The organism is Streptomyces sp. NPDC058685 (assembly GCF_042714725.1).
In the GTDB taxonomy this organism is placed as follows: domain Bacteria; phylum Actinomycetota; class Actinomycetes; order Streptomycetales; family Streptomycetaceae; genus Streptomyces.
In genome coordinates this window covers 31,865-46,618 of record NZ_JBHXSL010000005.1, presented here as the reverse complement: position 1 = coordinate 46,618, position 14,754 = coordinate 31,865, and the positions used below count along the sequence as shown (strand labels likewise).

Annotated in this window: 13 protein-coding genes and 1 pseudogene; 10 read left to right on the top strand and 4 right to left on the bottom strand. The window is 68.8% G+C overall.

What is annotated here, in order from left to right; all coding sequences use genetic code 11:
• Nucleotides 1-95 precede the first annotated feature (95 nt).
• Nucleotides 96-302: pseudogene (locus ACFWU3_RS06115) on the top strand (transposase); the annotation flags it as partial.
• A gap of 153 nt (nt 303-455) precedes the next feature.
• Here the strand turns inward: ACFWU3_RS06115 and tnpA are convergent.
• A complete protein-coding gene (tnpA, locus tag ACFWU3_RS06110; protein WP_384431842.1) occupies nt 456-884 on the bottom strand; it encodes an IS200/IS605 family transposase in 429 nt (142 codons plus the stop codon).
• A 24-nt stretch (nt 885-908) separates the two neighbouring features.
• Between tnpA and ACFWU3_RS06105 the strand changes: the two genes are divergently transcribed.
• The 6 genes from ACFWU3_RS06105 to tpg all read left to right on the top strand — a co-directional run bounded on the left by ACFWU3_RS06105 (nt 909) and on the right by tpg (nt 6,745).
• Nucleotides 909-2,132 (top strand): RNA-guided endonuclease InsQ/TnpB family protein, encoded by a 1,224-nt coding sequence (locus ACFWU3_RS06105; RefSeq protein WP_384431839.1) that lies wholly within the window; start codon nt 909-911, stop codon nt 2,130-2,132.
• Nucleotides 2,133-2,354: 222 nt separating this feature from the next.
• Nucleotides 2,355-2,504, top strand: a complete 150-nt coding sequence (locus tag ACFWU3_RS06100) for a hypothetical protein (RefSeq protein WP_384431836.1) — start codon at nt 2,355-2,357, stop codon at nt 2,502-2,504.
• A 230-nt stretch (nt 2,505-2,734) separates the two neighbouring features.
• Nucleotides 2,735-3,394, top strand: coding sequence for a DUF5701 family protein (locus tag ACFWU3_RS06095; RefSeq protein WP_384431833.1), 660 nt, complete (start codon nt 2,735-2,737; stop codon nt 3,392-3,394).
• 301 nt (nt 3,395-3,695) lie between these two features.
• A complete protein-coding gene (locus ACFWU3_RS06090; protein WP_384431830.1) occupies nt 3,696-3,974 on the top strand; it encodes a hypothetical protein in 279 nt (92 codons plus the stop codon).
• A gap of 14 nt (nt 3,975-3,988) precedes the next feature.
• Nucleotides 3,989-6,181, top strand: coding sequence for a telomere-associated protein Tap (tap, locus tag ACFWU3_RS06085; protein ID WP_384431826.1), 2,193 nt, complete (start codon nt 3,989-3,991; stop codon nt 6,179-6,181).
• Between the two features lie 6 nt (nt 6,182-6,187).
• Entirely contained in the window at nt 6,188-6,745 is a 558-nt protein-coding gene (tpg, locus tag ACFWU3_RS06080; protein ID WP_384431823.1) for a telomere-protecting terminal protein Tpg, read from the top strand.
• A 281-nt stretch (nt 6,746-7,026) separates the two neighbouring features.
• Here the strand turns inward: tpg and ACFWU3_RS06075 are convergent, their stop codons facing one another.
• Complete coding sequence (locus tag ACFWU3_RS06075) at nt 7,027-7,656, bottom strand: winged helix-turn-helix transcriptional regulator (RefSeq protein WP_384431820.1); 630 nt, start codon at nt 7,654-7,656, stop codon at nt 7,027-7,029.
• 81 nt (nt 7,657-7,737) lie between these two features.
• Here ACFWU3_RS06075 and ACFWU3_RS06070 point away from each other — a divergent pair, with 81 nt between their 5' ends.
• Genes ACFWU3_RS06070 through ACFWU3_RS06060 form a run of 3 tightly spaced genes read left to right on the top strand, consistent with a single transcriptional unit; the run spans nt 7,738 to nt 10,427 of the window.
• Nucleotides 7,738-8,490 carry an MBL fold metallo-hydrolase gene (locus ACFWU3_RS06070; protein ID WP_384431817.1) on the top strand — a complete coding sequence of 251 codons (753 nt, stop codon included), beginning with the start codon at nt 7,738-7,740 and terminating at the stop codon, nt 8,488-8,490.
• Nucleotides 8,491-8,513: 23 nt separating this feature from the next.
• Complete coding sequence (locus ACFWU3_RS06065) at nt 8,514-9,158, top strand: NAD(P)-dependent oxidoreductase (protein WP_384431815.1); 645 nt, start codon at nt 8,514-8,516, stop codon at nt 9,156-9,158.
• A gap of 3 nt (nt 9,159-9,161) precedes the next feature.
• Nucleotides 9,162-10,427: a multidrug effflux MFS transporter gene (locus ACFWU3_RS06060; RefSeq protein ID WP_384431812.1), complete on the top strand. Its 1,266-nt coding sequence runs from the start codon at nt 9,162-9,164 to the stop codon at nt 10,425-10,427.
• Nucleotides 10,428-11,134: 707 nt separating this feature from the next.
• Here the strand turns inward: ACFWU3_RS06060 and ACFWU3_RS06055 are convergent.
• Nucleotides 11,135-11,782 (bottom strand): DUF6461 domain-containing protein, encoded by a 648-nt coding sequence (locus ACFWU3_RS06055; RefSeq protein ID WP_384431809.1) that lies wholly within the window; start codon nt 11,780-11,782, stop codon nt 11,135-11,137.
• A 208-nt stretch (nt 11,783-11,990) separates the two neighbouring features.
• Nucleotides 11,991-14,579, bottom strand: coding sequence for a Helicase associated domain protein (locus tag ACFWU3_RS06050; protein WP_384431807.1), 2,589 nt, complete (start codon nt 14,577-14,579; stop codon nt 11,991-11,993).
• Between the last annotated feature and the right edge of the window lie 175 nt (nt 14,580-14,754).

Below are 14,754 nucleotides of genomic sequence, written 5' to 3'. Positions count from 1 at the left end.
GACGCACGCGGTCACTACCGCAAACGGTCCCTTGCGCGGGCAAGATCACTTAGACGTCGTTTCTTATGGTTTGATCGTTCGTTGAGCCGTGCCTGATGGATCTCGTGGAGCGTCTGGTGCTGGACGAACTGTGGGTGCTGTTTCGGCGGGTGGTGCCGCCGACGGTGGTGATACGTCCGCAGGGTGGTGGCCGGCGCCGAGCGGGTGACCGCGAGGCACTTGCGGCGATCATCTTCGTGGCGACCTCGGGCTGCAGGTGGCGGCAGTTGCCACCTGTGTTCGGCCCCGCCTGGCCCACGGTCTAACGCCGGTTCGCTCAGTGGAGCCGGGATCGAGTCTGGGCCAGGCCCTACCTCTGATCTTGGCCAGTGCTCCGCCGTTCAGGGCGGGGGTGAAGGCCATCCTTGGCCCGGAGGCGCGGAGCGCCGGAGTGCACTTCGCGCCTTCTGCGACAGTCAGACGGGCCGCTTCTGGTTCTCGATGTACTGCTTGACCACGGTCAGCGGTGCGCCTCCGCAGCTTCCGGCGAAGTAGGAGCCGGACCAGAAGTGTCCTCCCCACAGGTACCGGCGGACGTGGCTGTCGTACTCCTTGCGCAGCATTCTGGCGGACACACCCTTGAGGGAGTTGACCAGCTTGGAAAGCTGGACCTTCGGCGGATAGTGCACGAGAAGGTGCACGTGATCGTCCTCACCGTTGAACTGCTTCAGCTCGGCCTCGAAGTCCCTGCACACCTCGCGCATGATCTCTTCGCACCGCGTCAGCATGGCGTCGGTTATGGCCTTGCGTCGATACTTGGTGACGAAAACCAAGTGGACGTGAAGGTTGTAGACGACGTGACGGCCGCTGCGCACATCGGGATTGGGGTTCCATCGTGGTGACATAAACCAAAGGGTAAGGTGATCGTCATGCAGCTTCGGTACAGCTTCCGCGTGCACCCGAGCGCCGGTCAGCGTATGGCGTTGGCGAGGGCGTTCGGGTGTGCTCGGGTTGTCTTCAACGACGCCCTCCGGGCCCGTGAGACCGCCCGAGCCGCCGGGCTTCCGTTCATCCCCTCCGGCGAGTTGTCCAAGCAGCTCACCGCCGCGAAGAAGACTCCCGAGCGAGCGTGGCTCTCCGAGGTTTCCTCGGTCGTGTTGCAGCAGTCGCTGCGGGACCTGGACATCGCCTACAAGAACTTCTTCGACGGACTCAAGGGCAAGCGGCCCAAGATGGGACCGCCACGCTGCAAGTCCCGCAAGGACACCCGGCAGTCGGTCCGCTTCACCGCCAACGCCGGATGGAAGATCACGATCGGCGGAAAGCTCCGGCTCCCCAAGATCGGTGACGTTCCGGTCAAGTGGTCCCGTTCTTTGCCGTCAGTGCCTTCCACGGTGACTCTGGTCAAGGACAGTGCGGGTCGGTACTTCGCGAGTTTCGTGGTCGAGGCCGAGCCCGAGGCGCTGCCGCAGACGGACGCCGTGGTCGGCATCGACTTGGGCCTGACCCACTTCGCGATCCTGTCCGACGGCACGAAGATCGACAGTCCCCGCTTCCTGCGCCGGGCAGAGAAGAAGCTCAAGAAGGCGCAGCAGGCTCTCAGCCGCAAGGCCAAGGGGTCGAAGAACCGGGCGAAGGCCCGGACCAATGTTGCACGCGCCCACGCACGGACCGCCGATGCGCGGCGCGAGTTCCACCACCAGCTCTCCGCGAAGATCATCCGTGAGAACCAATCGGTTGCAGTGGAAGACCTGGCAGTCAAGGGACTCGCCCGCACCCGCATGGCCAAGTCCGTGCACGACGCCGGATGGTCGGCGTTCGCCACGATGCTGGCTTACAAGGCCGCCCTGTACGGCCGGACCTTCCACCGGATCGGCCGCTTCGAGCCCACGTCCCAGGTGTGTTCGCAGTGCGGCGTCAAGGACGGCCCCAAGCCCCTACACATCCGAACGTGGACGTGCGGGGCCTGCGGGGCACACCTTGACCGGGACATCAACGCGGCGGTCAACGTCGCCAAGACCGCCGGACTGGCGGTATCAGCCTGCGGAGCGCGGGTAAGACCGGGACTCGTCCCGGCACAGCGCGAAGAAGCAGGAACCCACCCGAAGGCGAGCCGGGCATCCGGCAGCCAGGCGGGAATCTCCGTCCTTTAGGGCGGAGAGGATGTCAAGTGCCCGACAACGCATACAAGCACCTCACCGGTGACGAATGGGACCGCAGCACCCGCTACAGCTACGAGTCGTACTCCAACACAGCCGGGTGGACCGCCGCATAGGCGCCCGCAGTCGCTCCTATCCTCACCATCTGAAACGACCTCTTCAGGGCCGGGAAGGCCGTCCGGAACCCGGATCGGTTCTCAGAACCCGTTCCCCTCGGTGGCCGGCATCTACCGGGCGCTCGTCGAACACGCCAAGCGCGAGGCGTACCCAGAAGCCGTCGAGCAGGCTCACGCCGATTTCGTCACCCTCACCGGCACCGAAGTTCCAAAACCCCGTACGGAAGCCAAGGCCCTGACGACACCCTGAGTTGCTTGTCGGTCGTGGCAGCTTCGGGAGTACAGGGCCTATAGGTCGGGGCTGTGTCGGCGCGGAAGACAGGGAGACTCAGGTCGGCGCGGCTGCTGATTGCGGTGCTGCTGTCGGTGCGGAATCGTGTTCCATCGTCGGGAGGTTTCCGCCGCGCCGGGGAACACTCCGGTGTGCGGCCTCGTTTCACGTCAGGCCACATGCCGTGATCCGTGAACTGGGGGACTGCCTTGCCCGATACCTCATCCGCCGTCGTCGTGCCTCCTCTCCCTCCCCTTGCCATCCAGGCAGAGCGCCTGATCGCGCTCGGGGTGCACGAACTCGCGGGCGTACCTGCCGACGTGGTGCGCACGTTCGCCGAAGGCGCCGAGCACGGAAACGGCGGTGCGCTGCTCGCCGTCCACCCCGACCACGCGTGCGCCTCCGCCCTCGCAGGGATGGTTCGCCGCGACGACAAGCCTGGCTTCGTGGTCACCGACATGCCCGACGTCGACAGCTTCGCCCCATGCGCCGTCGAGGTGCCCGACGCTCCTCTCTACCTCGTCACAGGCCTCGATCGCGGTGACCACATGGCCAACTGGAGCCCTGAGGAGGCATTGCCCACGCTCGCCAGGGGCGGTCGCACCCCGCTGCTGCTCACCGAAGGCATCCACTGGCTTCTCCAGCAGCCGACGGTCCTCGAGCGCAACCGCTGCTTCATGACCATCGGCTCCCGGTTGCGCAAGCCCGACGGAACCCTGGACGCCCGCACGCCGGCTATCTGGATCAGCAACGGCATTGGGCGAGACGGCCGCGAGCGTCGCAACGCCCCGAAGGTCGGCTGGTGCTGGTGGGGCAACCGCCACACCTGGCTGGGTTTCGCCTCTGCCACGGCCCGCAGGGTCCATTAGTAGGTGACCGCCGAGCTGTTCGCCTTGTCCCGCACTCCGGACCGCACCGGCGGCAGCCCGGGCGGGGAGTGACACGACGGTGCGCGATCAGTGGCCCCTCGCGCGACCGTGTATGAGCCCACGTGGGGGATAAGGTGTGCACCGTGAAACAGTTCGTTGTTTCATTGTCTGGATGCGCTAGGTTGGTGCCATGGCACCCGGTCCCCGGCACATAGCTCACGAGCGCCTGTCCGCGCTGGCAGATGCCCTCCCGGCGAACAGTGATACAGACGCGGGCCGACTTGGACAGGACGCTGCCCTGGTGGGACGGCTGCTGGCGACGGCTGCCGGCGGCAGGGACGGCGTTGAGCACGCTCCCGAGGTCCTCGCGGACGACGTGGGTGCGGCGCTCGGTCTGTTCGAGGAGATGCGCGTGCAGCTCGACCGGCTGGAGACGCAGGTGGTGATTGAGGCGCGACGGCTTGGCATGGACTGGCGTCTGATCGCCCAGCATCAGGGTCTGAACTCGTCGCAGGCCGCGTCACAGCGCTATCAGCGCTTGATGACGCGGCTCGAGGAGATCCGGCAGGGCATCAGGTGAAGGAGGCATCGCAGATGACGGACCAGCCCGGTGAGCGGTTCTCTGCCGTCGACGCGCTGCTCGCCGCTGTCGACGGCGGCACGGTGCTGCCCGCGCCGGCTGAGCGGGCGCGCCTGCGGGAGGCGGCGGGCCTGACGCAGGCCGCGGTTGCTCAGGCCCTCGGGGTGCGGGTGCCGAGCATCGACGCGTGGGAGGCGGGGCGGGCCGAGCCCAAGGACGAGCGTCTGGACGCCTACCGGCGGCTGCTCGACGGTCTGGCACACCGCTACCCCGCACCGGCGAACGCCTCCGGCGACGAGGCAGATACTCTGCCCACGCCGGACGCCGCTCGCCAGGGCCCCGCCTCGGACCAGGTATCAGAGCCAGTAGGCACGACAGCGCCGACGGCGCCCGACCGTGCCGGCGGAAGGTCTGCTCCGTCGCCCTCTCGGCGATCGGGTCCGAAAGCGGCGAGGAGGGCCGCGCACTCCACTGCCGGCGTGGACGCGCGGTTCGAGAACGGGCCGCTCGCGGTCGTCGACGTCGAGGACGGGCAGGCGCTGGCGTACTGCGTCGGCGGGCTGGTGCTGGACGTGCCCGTGAAGTCGCTGCCGTCGCTGGTCGAGTGGACCCTCAACGAGGCGCACCTCGGGCAGGCCAAGCTGTCCGGGTCCGGCAAGGACGCCGACCCGCTGATCGTCCTCACGGAAGCGGCGCTGGAGCGATTCGGCCTCCCGCCGCGGCTGAGCGACGAGGAGCGTCTCTCGGGTCGCCTGCCCGAGAGCCACATGGCGGTCAAGCAGCTGGTGCGCGCCGAGTGGAAGCTGACGAAGCGCGGGTTCGGGCCATGGGCCCGGATCTACCGCCCGGCAGAGGGCGGCAGGCGGCAGTGCGTGCAGCTGTGCGTTCCGTCCTGGAACGCGCTCGACACCCGTCACTGGCTGGACGCGGCGCACCTCCCGCCGGCTGATCTCGCCCGGGTCCTGGGCACATACGCGACCCGGGTGATGACGCCGCGCGGCTCCACCGCGGTCACCGGCCTGGAGCTGATGACGGCCCTTCACCCGCCCACCCGGGCGTCGGAGCGGGACGCGGACGGTCAGCGGCACAGCGAACACAACCCCGGCTCCCTGGGCAAGGACCCGGTGGACCCGGCGCCCTGTGAAGTACCCGACGGGCACCCGCTCCTGGCCCATCTGCCGCGCTTCCATCAGCGTGGCCCGGCCGAAGTGCTCGTGGAGGAGGCCTACGACTGGGCCCGGCCGCTCACCGATGACGAGTGCATGAAGCGGCACCTGGTCGGCATCGACGTGAACATGGCTTTCGCGGCCGGCGCGAACGGCACCGTCGTCGGCCTCGGCGCCCCCACCCATGTCACCCATCCCGTGTTCGATCCGAAGCTTCCCGGCGCGTGGCTGGTCGACCTGTCCCATGTCGACCTGTCCCGCGTGAAGTCCGGCAAGGAGTGGGTCGACCTGGACGGTGACCTGCTGCCGTCTCCGTTCACGCCGAAGGGCGACCGGCCCGGCGGGCCGGCCTGGTACGCGACACCGACGGTGGCGTACGCGGTCGAGCTGGGGTACGACGTCGCCCCGACCGAGGCGTACGTCCGCTACGACAACGGCCGCTACCTGGACGGCTGGTACAACCGGCTCCGCGACGCCTACGTCGCGACGATGGCCGACCTCGGCGTCACCGCCGATCTGGCGCCGGACGCGTTCCTTGCGGCGATGGACGGCTACCGCAACAACGACCCCGACATGGCGATCGTCGTCTCCGCGATCAAGGCGACCGTCAAGGGCGGCATCGGCAAGCTCCGCGAGAGACCGCGCGGCGAGGGCTGGAAGCCCGGCCAGCCGTGGCGAGCGCTCGCCCGGCCGACGTGGCGGCCGGACATCCGCGCCGCGGTCATCTCCAAGACTCGTATCAATATGCACCGCAAGATGCTGAAGCACGCAGCGTTCACCGGCGAATACCCGGTCGCGGTCCTGTCCGACTGTGCCGTCTACGCTGCCGACGGCCCCAGCCCGCTCGACTTCCTGCCCTACCGGGAAGGCAAGCCGCTACCGGGCGGCTTCCGCCTCGGCGTCTCCCCAGGGATGGTCAAACACGAGGGCACCCAGAGCGTGCTGTGGGGCGAAGGAGTCCGCGAGGAACACGGCCCGGGACTCAACCTCGCCCGCTACATCAAGGACGGCAGCATCATCCACTCGGACACGGGGGAGTAGCCGGTCATGCCCACGTTCCAAGACGGGCTCGAGCAGGCAGTCCAGAAGGCCTTCACGCGCCCCATCCCCAAGTCGGCGGGTGCGCAGATGCGCTATCTGGTGAAGCAGTACAAGAGCACCAAGCAGGTCGCCCAGATGCTGCGTATCTCGCAGCGCACCGTCGAACGCTATGTGAAGGACCAGATCAAGAAGCCGCGGAAGGATCTGGCGCAACGGCTGGAGCGCGAGGTGAAGAAGCGCTGGCAGCCACAGATCAGGCAGAGAGCCAAGGAGACGGCTGCCACGAGTGAGGGCATCGTCATCGACTTCCGCGCCCGCCTCGGTTATACCGCCCCCATCGGCTCCACCGATCAGGACCGCATCCGCCACCTCACCGTCGCCCTCCCGCCCCAGTACGCCGCCCGCCTCTTCACCGCCCAGGAACAAGGCGCAACGGAGCGGCAGTTGCAGGAGATCGCAGCGGACGCCCTCAAGGAGGTCTACTTCCAGGACGGCGGCCGCCGCGCCGGCAGCCTGGAAGAAGTCCGCTTCACCGATGTCGAGCACATCGAGTTCGAACTCTAGGCAGCGGGCTTCACCCCTGGCGCCGCAACTGCCAACGATGTGTTCGGGTGCCCGTTCGCAGAGATGGCTCCCTTGACCAGCGGCGCTGCGGTTGCCTTGCGAAGCCGGAGCCTGGCTCTGTTCACGAGAATGGGTTCTGGCCCAACTTCTGTGGAGCGGTGACGCTCAGTGTTGGTGAAGGCCGCCGTGCAAGTGCGTGTGACGGCCCTGTGCTCCCGAAGCTTCGGCGTAGTGACAGCCTCTCTCTGTAGCAAATGACAGGTCCGCGAGCGGCCGGTCGATCAGTGGGGCAGGATGCGCATTACTGCCTCGCGTTCGCCGCTGAGCCGCAGGCCTTGCTGTACTGCGGCGCTCAGATCGAGGTCGCCGAGCAGAGTCGCGGCCAGCAGGTGCGGCGGTCCGGTCAGTGACGCGGTGGGGTGGTCGACCCGGCCGGCGTGTGTGTGCACTGAGCCGTCCTTGACTTCGATGACCAGGTCCTCGCTGCCGTCGGCGTGCAGTTGCAGGGCGATTGCCGGCTGGTCGGGGCGGTGGTCGGTCAGGGCCCGGGCGGGCATGTCCAGCCAGTGGGTGCGGAAGGTGTCGTTGCCGCCCGGCTCACGCAACAGCGGCACGCCCCACCGGCTCAGCTCCTGCAGCACCGGCTCCAGCGCGCGGCCACGCTCGGTGAGGGAGAACAGGGTGGTGGCCACCGGCGGCGGGGCGGCCTCGCGGTGGATCAGGCCGGCTTCCTCGAGTTCGCGGAGCCGGTCGACCAGCAGGTTGCTGGCGATCCCGGGCAGCCCGTTGCGCAGGTCGGTGTGCCGGCACGGACCCAGGGCGAGCAGTTCACGGACTATCAGCAGGGTCCATCGGTCGCCGATGGTGTCCAGTGCTTTCGCGATGCCGCAGTACTGCCCGTAGGTGCGCATGCCATCACCCTACATCGCGGCGTTGAGATTCAAAACTCTCTTGTTGACTTTCTCAACAACGTCGGTCTAGCGTCGCTGCCCATGACCCCCACCCTTTCCGTGCGTCGGCTGGCCTGGGCCGGCATCGAGATCCGTCTCGGCGACACCCGCCTGCTGATCGACCCGCTCGAGAACGTCGCTCCGCTGGCGCCGGTGATGGGGCCGCCGCACCGGCCGGTCGACCCGGTCGATACACCGCCCGGCACCCACGCCCTCATCACCCACCTGCACCCCGACCACTACGACCACGACCTGATCGCCCGGATCGCGGCCACCGGCACGATCGGCTGCCACACCCCCAGCGCGGCGGCGCTGCACGAGGTGGGCATCACCCCCGCCGCCCAGGACCTGGGCCAGTCACGCCGCATCGGAGAGCTGACCGTCACCCCGGTGACCTCGCTGGACTGGCGCGGCAACGACTGTGACCAGGTCGCCTGGGTCGTCGAAGGCGCCGGCCGGCGGGTCATCCACTGCGGCGACACGCAGTGGCACGGCAGCTGGTGGCAGATCGCCCGCGACCACGGCCCGTTCGACGTCGCGTTCGTCCCGGTCAACGGCGTCATCGCCCACTTCGAGGGCTACGCGGCCAACGTCCCGGCGACCATGACCCCCGAGCAGGGCGTCGAGGCCGCCGTCGCACTCGGCGCCGGCACCGTCTGCGCCATGCACTACGGCCTGTTCCACAACCCGCCGTTCTACACCGAACAACCCGACATCGAGCGGCGCTTCCAGCACGCCGCCGACGAGCGCGGCATCACCGCGGCGATCATCGCCGACGGCCAGCCCGTCCTCTGACCATCAGAAACAAGGAGCAACACATGAAGATCGTCCTGTTCGGTGCCAGCGGCAACATCGGCCGGCCCGCCACAGAGGAACTACTGCGTCGCGGCCACACCGTCACCGCGGTCACCCGAGCCGGCCACATCGACGGGCTCAAGCACAAGGCCCTGACCGTGACCACCGGTGACGTCACCGACCCCGCGGCGGTCGCAGGCCTCGCCGCCTCCCACGACGCCGTGCTCTCGGCCGTCGGCCCTCGGATCGGCCAGGAAAGCGACCGCGCCACGATCGTCGGTGCCGCCCGTGCGCTGATCGACGGACTCCGCCGAGCCGGCGTCACCCGTCTGGTCACCATCGGCGGTGCCGGTAGCCTGCGCACGCCGACCGGCGCCCGGGTCATGGACGACCCGGACTTCCCCGCGCTGTGGAAGGCCAATGCCGAGGCCCAGTCCGAAGCGCTCGACCTCTACCGCGGCGTGCACGACCTCGACTGGACGTACGTGTCGCCCGCCGCAGTCATCGGAGCGGGCGAGCGGACCGGCGCCTACCGCAGCGCCGGGGACACCCTGCTCACCGACGACGACGGCAACAGCCGCATCTCGTACGCCGACTACGCGATCGCCTTGGCCGACACGATCGAGAGCGGCACCGCGATCCGCCGTCGCATCACCGTGGCGTACTGAGCCATGAGCAACGACGCCGCCGGCCGGCAAACCCGATTCATCGTCCTGCTCGCAGCGCTCGTGGCCCTGGGGCCACTGTCCATCGACGGCTACCTGCCCGGACTGCCGGAGCTCGCCGGCGACCTGCGCGCCAGCGCCGCGGCCACCCAGCTCACCATCACCGCCTGCCTGGCCGGGCTGGCCATCGGGCAGCTGATCGCCGGGCCGCTGAGCGACACCTACGGCCGGCGGCGTCCGTTGCTGGCGGGCCTCGCCCTCTATACGATCGCCAGCGCGCTCTGCGCGGTGGCGCCCGACGTCCGGACCTTCGTCGGCCTACGCCTGGTCCAGGGCATCGGCGGGGCGTTCGGCATCGTCATCGCCAACGCCATGGTCCGCGACCGCACCTCCGGAACCCGCACCGCACGTCTCTTCTCCGCACTGACCTTGATCACCGGCCTGGCGCCGGTGTTCGCGCCGGTCCTCGGCGGCCAGCTACTGCGCGTCACGGCCTGGCCGGGGATCTTCGTGGGCCTGGCCGTACTCGGCGCCGTGATGCTGGCGGCCTCCGCCGCAGGACTGCCGGAGACCCGGTCCTCCGCGTCACGCCAGCCGCTGCTGGCTGTCGTCGGGCAGCTGCTCAGCGACCGGGTCTTCACCGGCTACGTCCTGGCCAACGGCCTGGTCTTCGCGGCGATGTTCGCCTACATCTCCGGCTCGCCGTTCGTCCTGCAGGAAATCCACGGCCTGTCACCGCAGCAGTACAGCGCCGTGTTCGCCGTCAACGCCGCCGGACTCATTGCGGCCGCCCAGATCAGCGGCCGGCTGGTGGCCCGGGCCGGCGCCCGCGTGCTGCTGCTCGCCGGTCTGCTGGGCGCGACAGCCGGTGGCACCACGGTCCTGGGCGCGGTGCTGACACGGGCACCCCTGCCCGCGCTCCTGATTGGCCTGTTCGTCCTGGTCTCCAGCGTGGGCCTCGTCATGCCGAACGCCGCGGCCCAGGCCCTGGCCGACCACGGCGGACACGCCGGGTCGGCAGCCGCTCTGCTCGGCTTCAGCCAGTTCATGATCGGCGGGGCACTTGCTCCGCTGGCCGGCGCGGGTGGCGCCACCGACGCCTTGCCGATGGGAATCATCGTCGCCGTGCTGCCGGCGCTCGCTCTGCTCACACTCGGCGTCCTCACCCGGTCGATGCCCGGTGAGCGCACTCGCAGGCCCGCTCGCCAGGGACGTGCCGGGCACCGGCGACCGCGCCGGCACAGCGATCGCAGACGCGGCAAGGTCCATTAGCAGCTGAAGGGTCGGTGGCCGAACGTCGCGAACCGCGCCTGCCTGGTACACCCTCCGCCAGGCCGAAGTTTGCCGCGCGGTGGATAGAACACCGCCGACATTCGGACTGACACTGCTGAAGAACGGTGTCGTCTGCGTTGAAGATCAGATGTCGTTCAACAGGAACGAGCCCCCAGGACCCTCAACAACTCCTTCAAAGAACCCGCCTCTTCAAGAACCTCGCAACACCCTTTGATGAGGAAATCCCGGGACAATCGGGCCGCGAAACATGACCGAGCGTCACCTCAGTTACAGAGCGCTACTTGTCACGTCGCCGTAGCTTCGGGAGGACAGGCCGTGACCACAGTCTGACGTTGGTGTCGGTGGGACGGTCGACAATGCCGGTCATGGCGGATCGCAGTCCGGTCCTCCGGATCATCACCTCGGCGGCGGGGGCGTCGCTGAAGCCGCTCTGCCTGGCCCACCTCCGGAGCCGCCAGGAAGAGCAGCTTTAACAGCCGGAGCAGTACCTCGCGCACAGCCCAGAACCATCAGCCCGGACGAGGTCGGCACTGGCAGCTTCCAGACGGTCTCGCGGGACGAGTCAGCAAGATCAGCGGCCACAGAGAGTAGGCACACCACAGGAGTTGGACCAGAACCCAAACTCGTGTACAAGGCCACGGAGCCGGTCGGCCGCTGCTTCCGCGACGCCAACGCAGTGAGGCCGGTCAGATCATCATGTTCGGGGTTCCGCGGACTGCGTACGCCGGCAGGCGTGCCTCCCGCAGACAGGCGGGTGGAAGGTTGAGCCCGAAACGCCGTTCGATGACGCTCAGGGTGCGCCGGTAGGTGACCCTGAAGTCTTCGTAGTCTTCGTCGGCGGGGTCTTCGGGAGACAGAAGCGTCTGCCCATCGGGGCTGAGTACCTGTCCGGCAGCGAGGTCGGGGATCAGTAGATCGGGCTCCTTGCCGTAGCGGTGGTTCTCCTCGTGCAGGCCGAAGCCGCACAGGACCAGTCCGTCGCGGGCGTACTCCACGGTGGCCGGAGGGTGCTCTTGCATCGGCACGTAGCGGATGGCCTCGACTCCGTCGCGAGAGATCTCCGCAAGCAGGTCCCCGCCGGTCGAGTCGCCGTACTCCAAGGCGAAGGACCAGCCGGCGCATTCACCGACTCGCACGACACCGTCCCCGTCGGCGCCCGGACGGTAGCCCTCCATCTCCAGGCTCCATGCCTGGGAGTCGGTCATCGGCTCGGTTGCCCCGTGCGGGTCGGCTCCCATGCGCACCGCGAGCTCATGGGCGGATATCCCTCGTGCGAACACCACGCTGGACATCCAGTTCTCCAGGCCGACCAGCCACTGAATTCCGTCACTCACGCGTTTCCCCCTCGCTGTCGATCGGTGATCTGGCTGTACGCACCCTAGACAGCACCGCTGACACCGACTCAGCATCACGTGTCCGTCGGGAGGTCAGGCTTGCGTGTGCCCAGCCCGCCTTGCAGGCGACGGCGCGGGCGGGGCTCTGGTTCGGCGGCCTGGCCGGGGTTTGATGCGGAACGGGCCCCTGTTGCGCAGCCCGACGGGCTCACAACCAGTCCACGCCCAGGTCGGCGAGTGCAGCCTGCTGGCGTTCGGTGAGTTTGTCGCGGCGTTGTTTCTGGTTGGCGTACCAGATGCCGAGGGCGAGTTCGTGCTCTTGGCCGTCGACGAGGATCGTCTCGCGGTGCGGCCGGCGAACCGTTGTGGTGCCCTCGCGTGCGACGTATTGCGCGAGGGCGGTCACGCCGCGCTGGAACGCCGCCGACATCGACCTCGTCGCGGGAGCCTTCGCCCGCGGCGCGGGGGAGGGCTCGATGCCCAGTCGGGTGAGGCGCTGTTGCTGCACGAGGGTGAGGTGGGTCCAGTCGCGGGACTGGCGGTTGATCCATTTGCCGAGGTCGTCGCCGTCGAAGAGGACGCCCGGTTCGATGAACGGCAGTGTGCCGTCGGCGTAGAGAAGGTCGGCGAGCACCTTGTAGTGGCGTTGCCAGTCCAGTGGCCAGGGGCAGTTCCAGTCCGGGTCGATCGCGGTCAGCTGCGTCGCGCGGCGTTCGGCGCGGTCGGTGTCTTTGCCGAGGCCGCCCTTGCGGCGGAGGTTGGCCATGTGCTGCCCGATCGGCACGAGTTCGCTCCCGCCGCTCTCGACGTCCTCCCAGACGGCGTCCTGCCGGGGGGCCAGGTGCCCGTGGGCCCGGTGGAAGGAGCGCAGCGCGGACAGCTTCTTCTCCCAGGCTTCGTCGCCCGGTTCCCACACCGTGCCGGCCTCGTCCAGCAGTTCGCGGCGGTGCTCATCGAGGAGACCCGCGCGGTAGTTGCGGCGCTGTTCGTGGATCCATGCCCCGAGGTTGAACAGCCGACCGTTCATGGTCACGGTCGTGTCGTAGGGGACCGCGTGGCGGCCGGTGATGCCGTGTTCGGAGCGCCAGGTCCGCAGGGCCTGCCAGCCTTCCAGCCACACGGTGGCGTCGGGGCGGATGACACGGGTGCGCACGAACGCGGCGATCGTGGACGGATCGCGCGGGGAGGCGAAGTTCATCATCACGCTCACCGGCTCCGGCTCCTCACCGCCCGTCTCGCCCGCGGTGACGTGGTGCTTCTTCTCCCGGGGCTGACGGGTGAGCGAGCGGGAGGCGAGTTGTTCGACGATGCGTTCGTCGTGGGAGCGCAGGCCTTGGAGGATGTCGACGAGGGGCTGGAAGCCGGCGGAGGCGACCATGTTCGTGGGGTCTTCGCCGGGCTGGAGGAAGACGGGCACGATGATGCGGCAGGTCTTGGCGGTGCCGTCCGGGTTCGGGCGCAGACCGCGGCCGATGTTCTGCACGATCTGCACCATCGACCCGCGGGCGCCGACGATGCACACGGCCTCCACGCCCCGCTCGCCGACGATGTCGACGCCCTCGCCGAGAACCCGCACGGAGGCGAGGAAGGCGCGGTGCACGCGCCGGGTGTCGGCATGGATGCCGTTCGCGAACTGGCGCAGGACCTCGCGGCGGTGGGCGATGGGGTGGTCGCCGCACAGCCAGTTGGCCCACACCCGGTCCGCCGGCACATGCCGCTCCCGCGCCAGGTCCTCCAAGCCGGTCGGCTCGGCGTGGATGGGAGATGAGGGGCGGGCGTCGGCCTCGGCCAATGCATGCTCGGACACCTGCGTCTCGTACAGGTCGGCGGCAGTGGCGGGCAGGTTCGCCGCGAAGGCCTTCGCTTCCTCGACCTGCTGGTGAAAGGTGAGCACGGTGCGCAGGTTGAGTTTCGCCGCGTGCTCCAGGAGCGCCGACTGCAGCAGCGCCAGGCGGCGGCCCCGCAGCGCGTCCTCGGACAGGCCGACCGAGAAGTCGGGGTCTTCGATCTCGAGGACGTCGATCTCGAACGGTGCGAGGATGCCGCGTTCCACCGCTTCGGACAGGCCCAGTTCATAGATCCGCTCGCCGAAGACGCCGTCGGGGTCCGAGGCCATCGTCGCCAGCGCCACCTCCTCCCCGTCGCGGCCGCGCGCGGGCCGCGCCGGTGCGAGGATCCGCGGTGTCGCCGTCAGATACAGGCGGAAGCCGGCGGGGATGCGCTCGTCGTCGTGGATGGCCGCCCACGGCTTGCCCAGGTCACCGGCGGTACCGTGCGCCTCGTCGATGACGGCGAGGTCGAACGGAGCCAGCTGCTGACCGTACAGGGCCGGGCCGCCGGCGAGAGCGGTCTCCAGCGGGCCGCGGACCCGACCGGACGGAACGTGCGGGTCCTCGCGGTCGACGAGGGAGGCGTACGTGGCGAGCACGACGACCGGCCCGGCCCCGGCCCACAGGGCCAGCTGGATCGGGTTCGTCGTCGTCCGCACCCCGAGCCGGTCGAGAACCTCGTCCTTCTCGATCGAGCACACCGCGACCATCGGCGCCGTGTGGCCGACCCGGCGCCACGACTCAGCGGTCTGCACCAGCAGCTCGAGCGTCGGCACCATCACCAGGACTCGCCCGTGCCGATGGAGGTCCAGAGCGGCGGAGGCAGCGGTGTAGGTCTTGCCGGAGCCGGTGGCGGAGACGACGGTTGCGCGAACACCCTGCTCTCGTGGGGCGAGGCGGGCAGCAGCGGCACCGGCTTTGACGATCCGCCGTTTCGCCTCCACCTGGTGCTCACGGAGCTTGATCACGAGTTGTTTCCTCTCCTGAACCAGACAGTCCAGGCTATCGGCATCGGACTGCTCGGAGCGTGCGGATCGGCTTCTCGGTGGCGGCGCGCTCGTGTGTCCATCACCGAGTCCTTCCCCTCTGCGGGGGCGTCCGAGGAGTGGTGATCTGAGAGCCATAGCGCCGTCCGGAGGACCG

Excerpts from the sequence above, each read along its gene's own strand:
- tnpA (WP_384431842.1), bottom strand. The coding sequence starts at position 884 with ATGTCACCACGATGGAACCCCAATCCCGATGTGCGCAGCGGCCGTCAC.
- ACFWU3_RS06105 (WP_384431839.1), top strand. The coding sequence starts at position 909 with ATGCAGCTTCGGTACAGCTTCCGCGTGCACCCGAGCGCCGGTCAGCGT.
- tap (WP_384431826.1), top strand. The coding sequence starts at position 3,989 with ATGACGGACCAGCCCGGTGAGCGGTTCTCTGCCGTCGACGCGCTGCTC.
- tpg (WP_384431823.1), top strand. The coding sequence starts at position 6,188 with ATGCCCACGTTCCAAGACGGGCTCGAGCAGGCAGTCCAGAAGGCCTTC.
- ACFWU3_RS06075 (WP_384431820.1), bottom strand. The coding sequence starts at position 7,656 with ATGCGCACCTACGGGCAGTACTGCGGCATCGCGAAAGCACTGGACACC.
- ACFWU3_RS06070 (WP_384431817.1), top strand. The coding sequence starts at position 7,738 with ATGACCCCCACCCTTTCCGTGCGTCGGCTGGCCTGGGCCGGCATCGAG.
- ACFWU3_RS06065 (WP_384431815.1), top strand. The coding sequence starts at position 8,514 with ATGAAGATCGTCCTGTTCGGTGCCAGCGGCAACATCGGCCGGCCCGCC.
- ACFWU3_RS06060 (WP_384431812.1), top strand. The coding sequence starts at position 9,162 with ATGAGCAACGACGCCGCCGGCCGGCAAACCCGATTCATCGTCCTGCTC.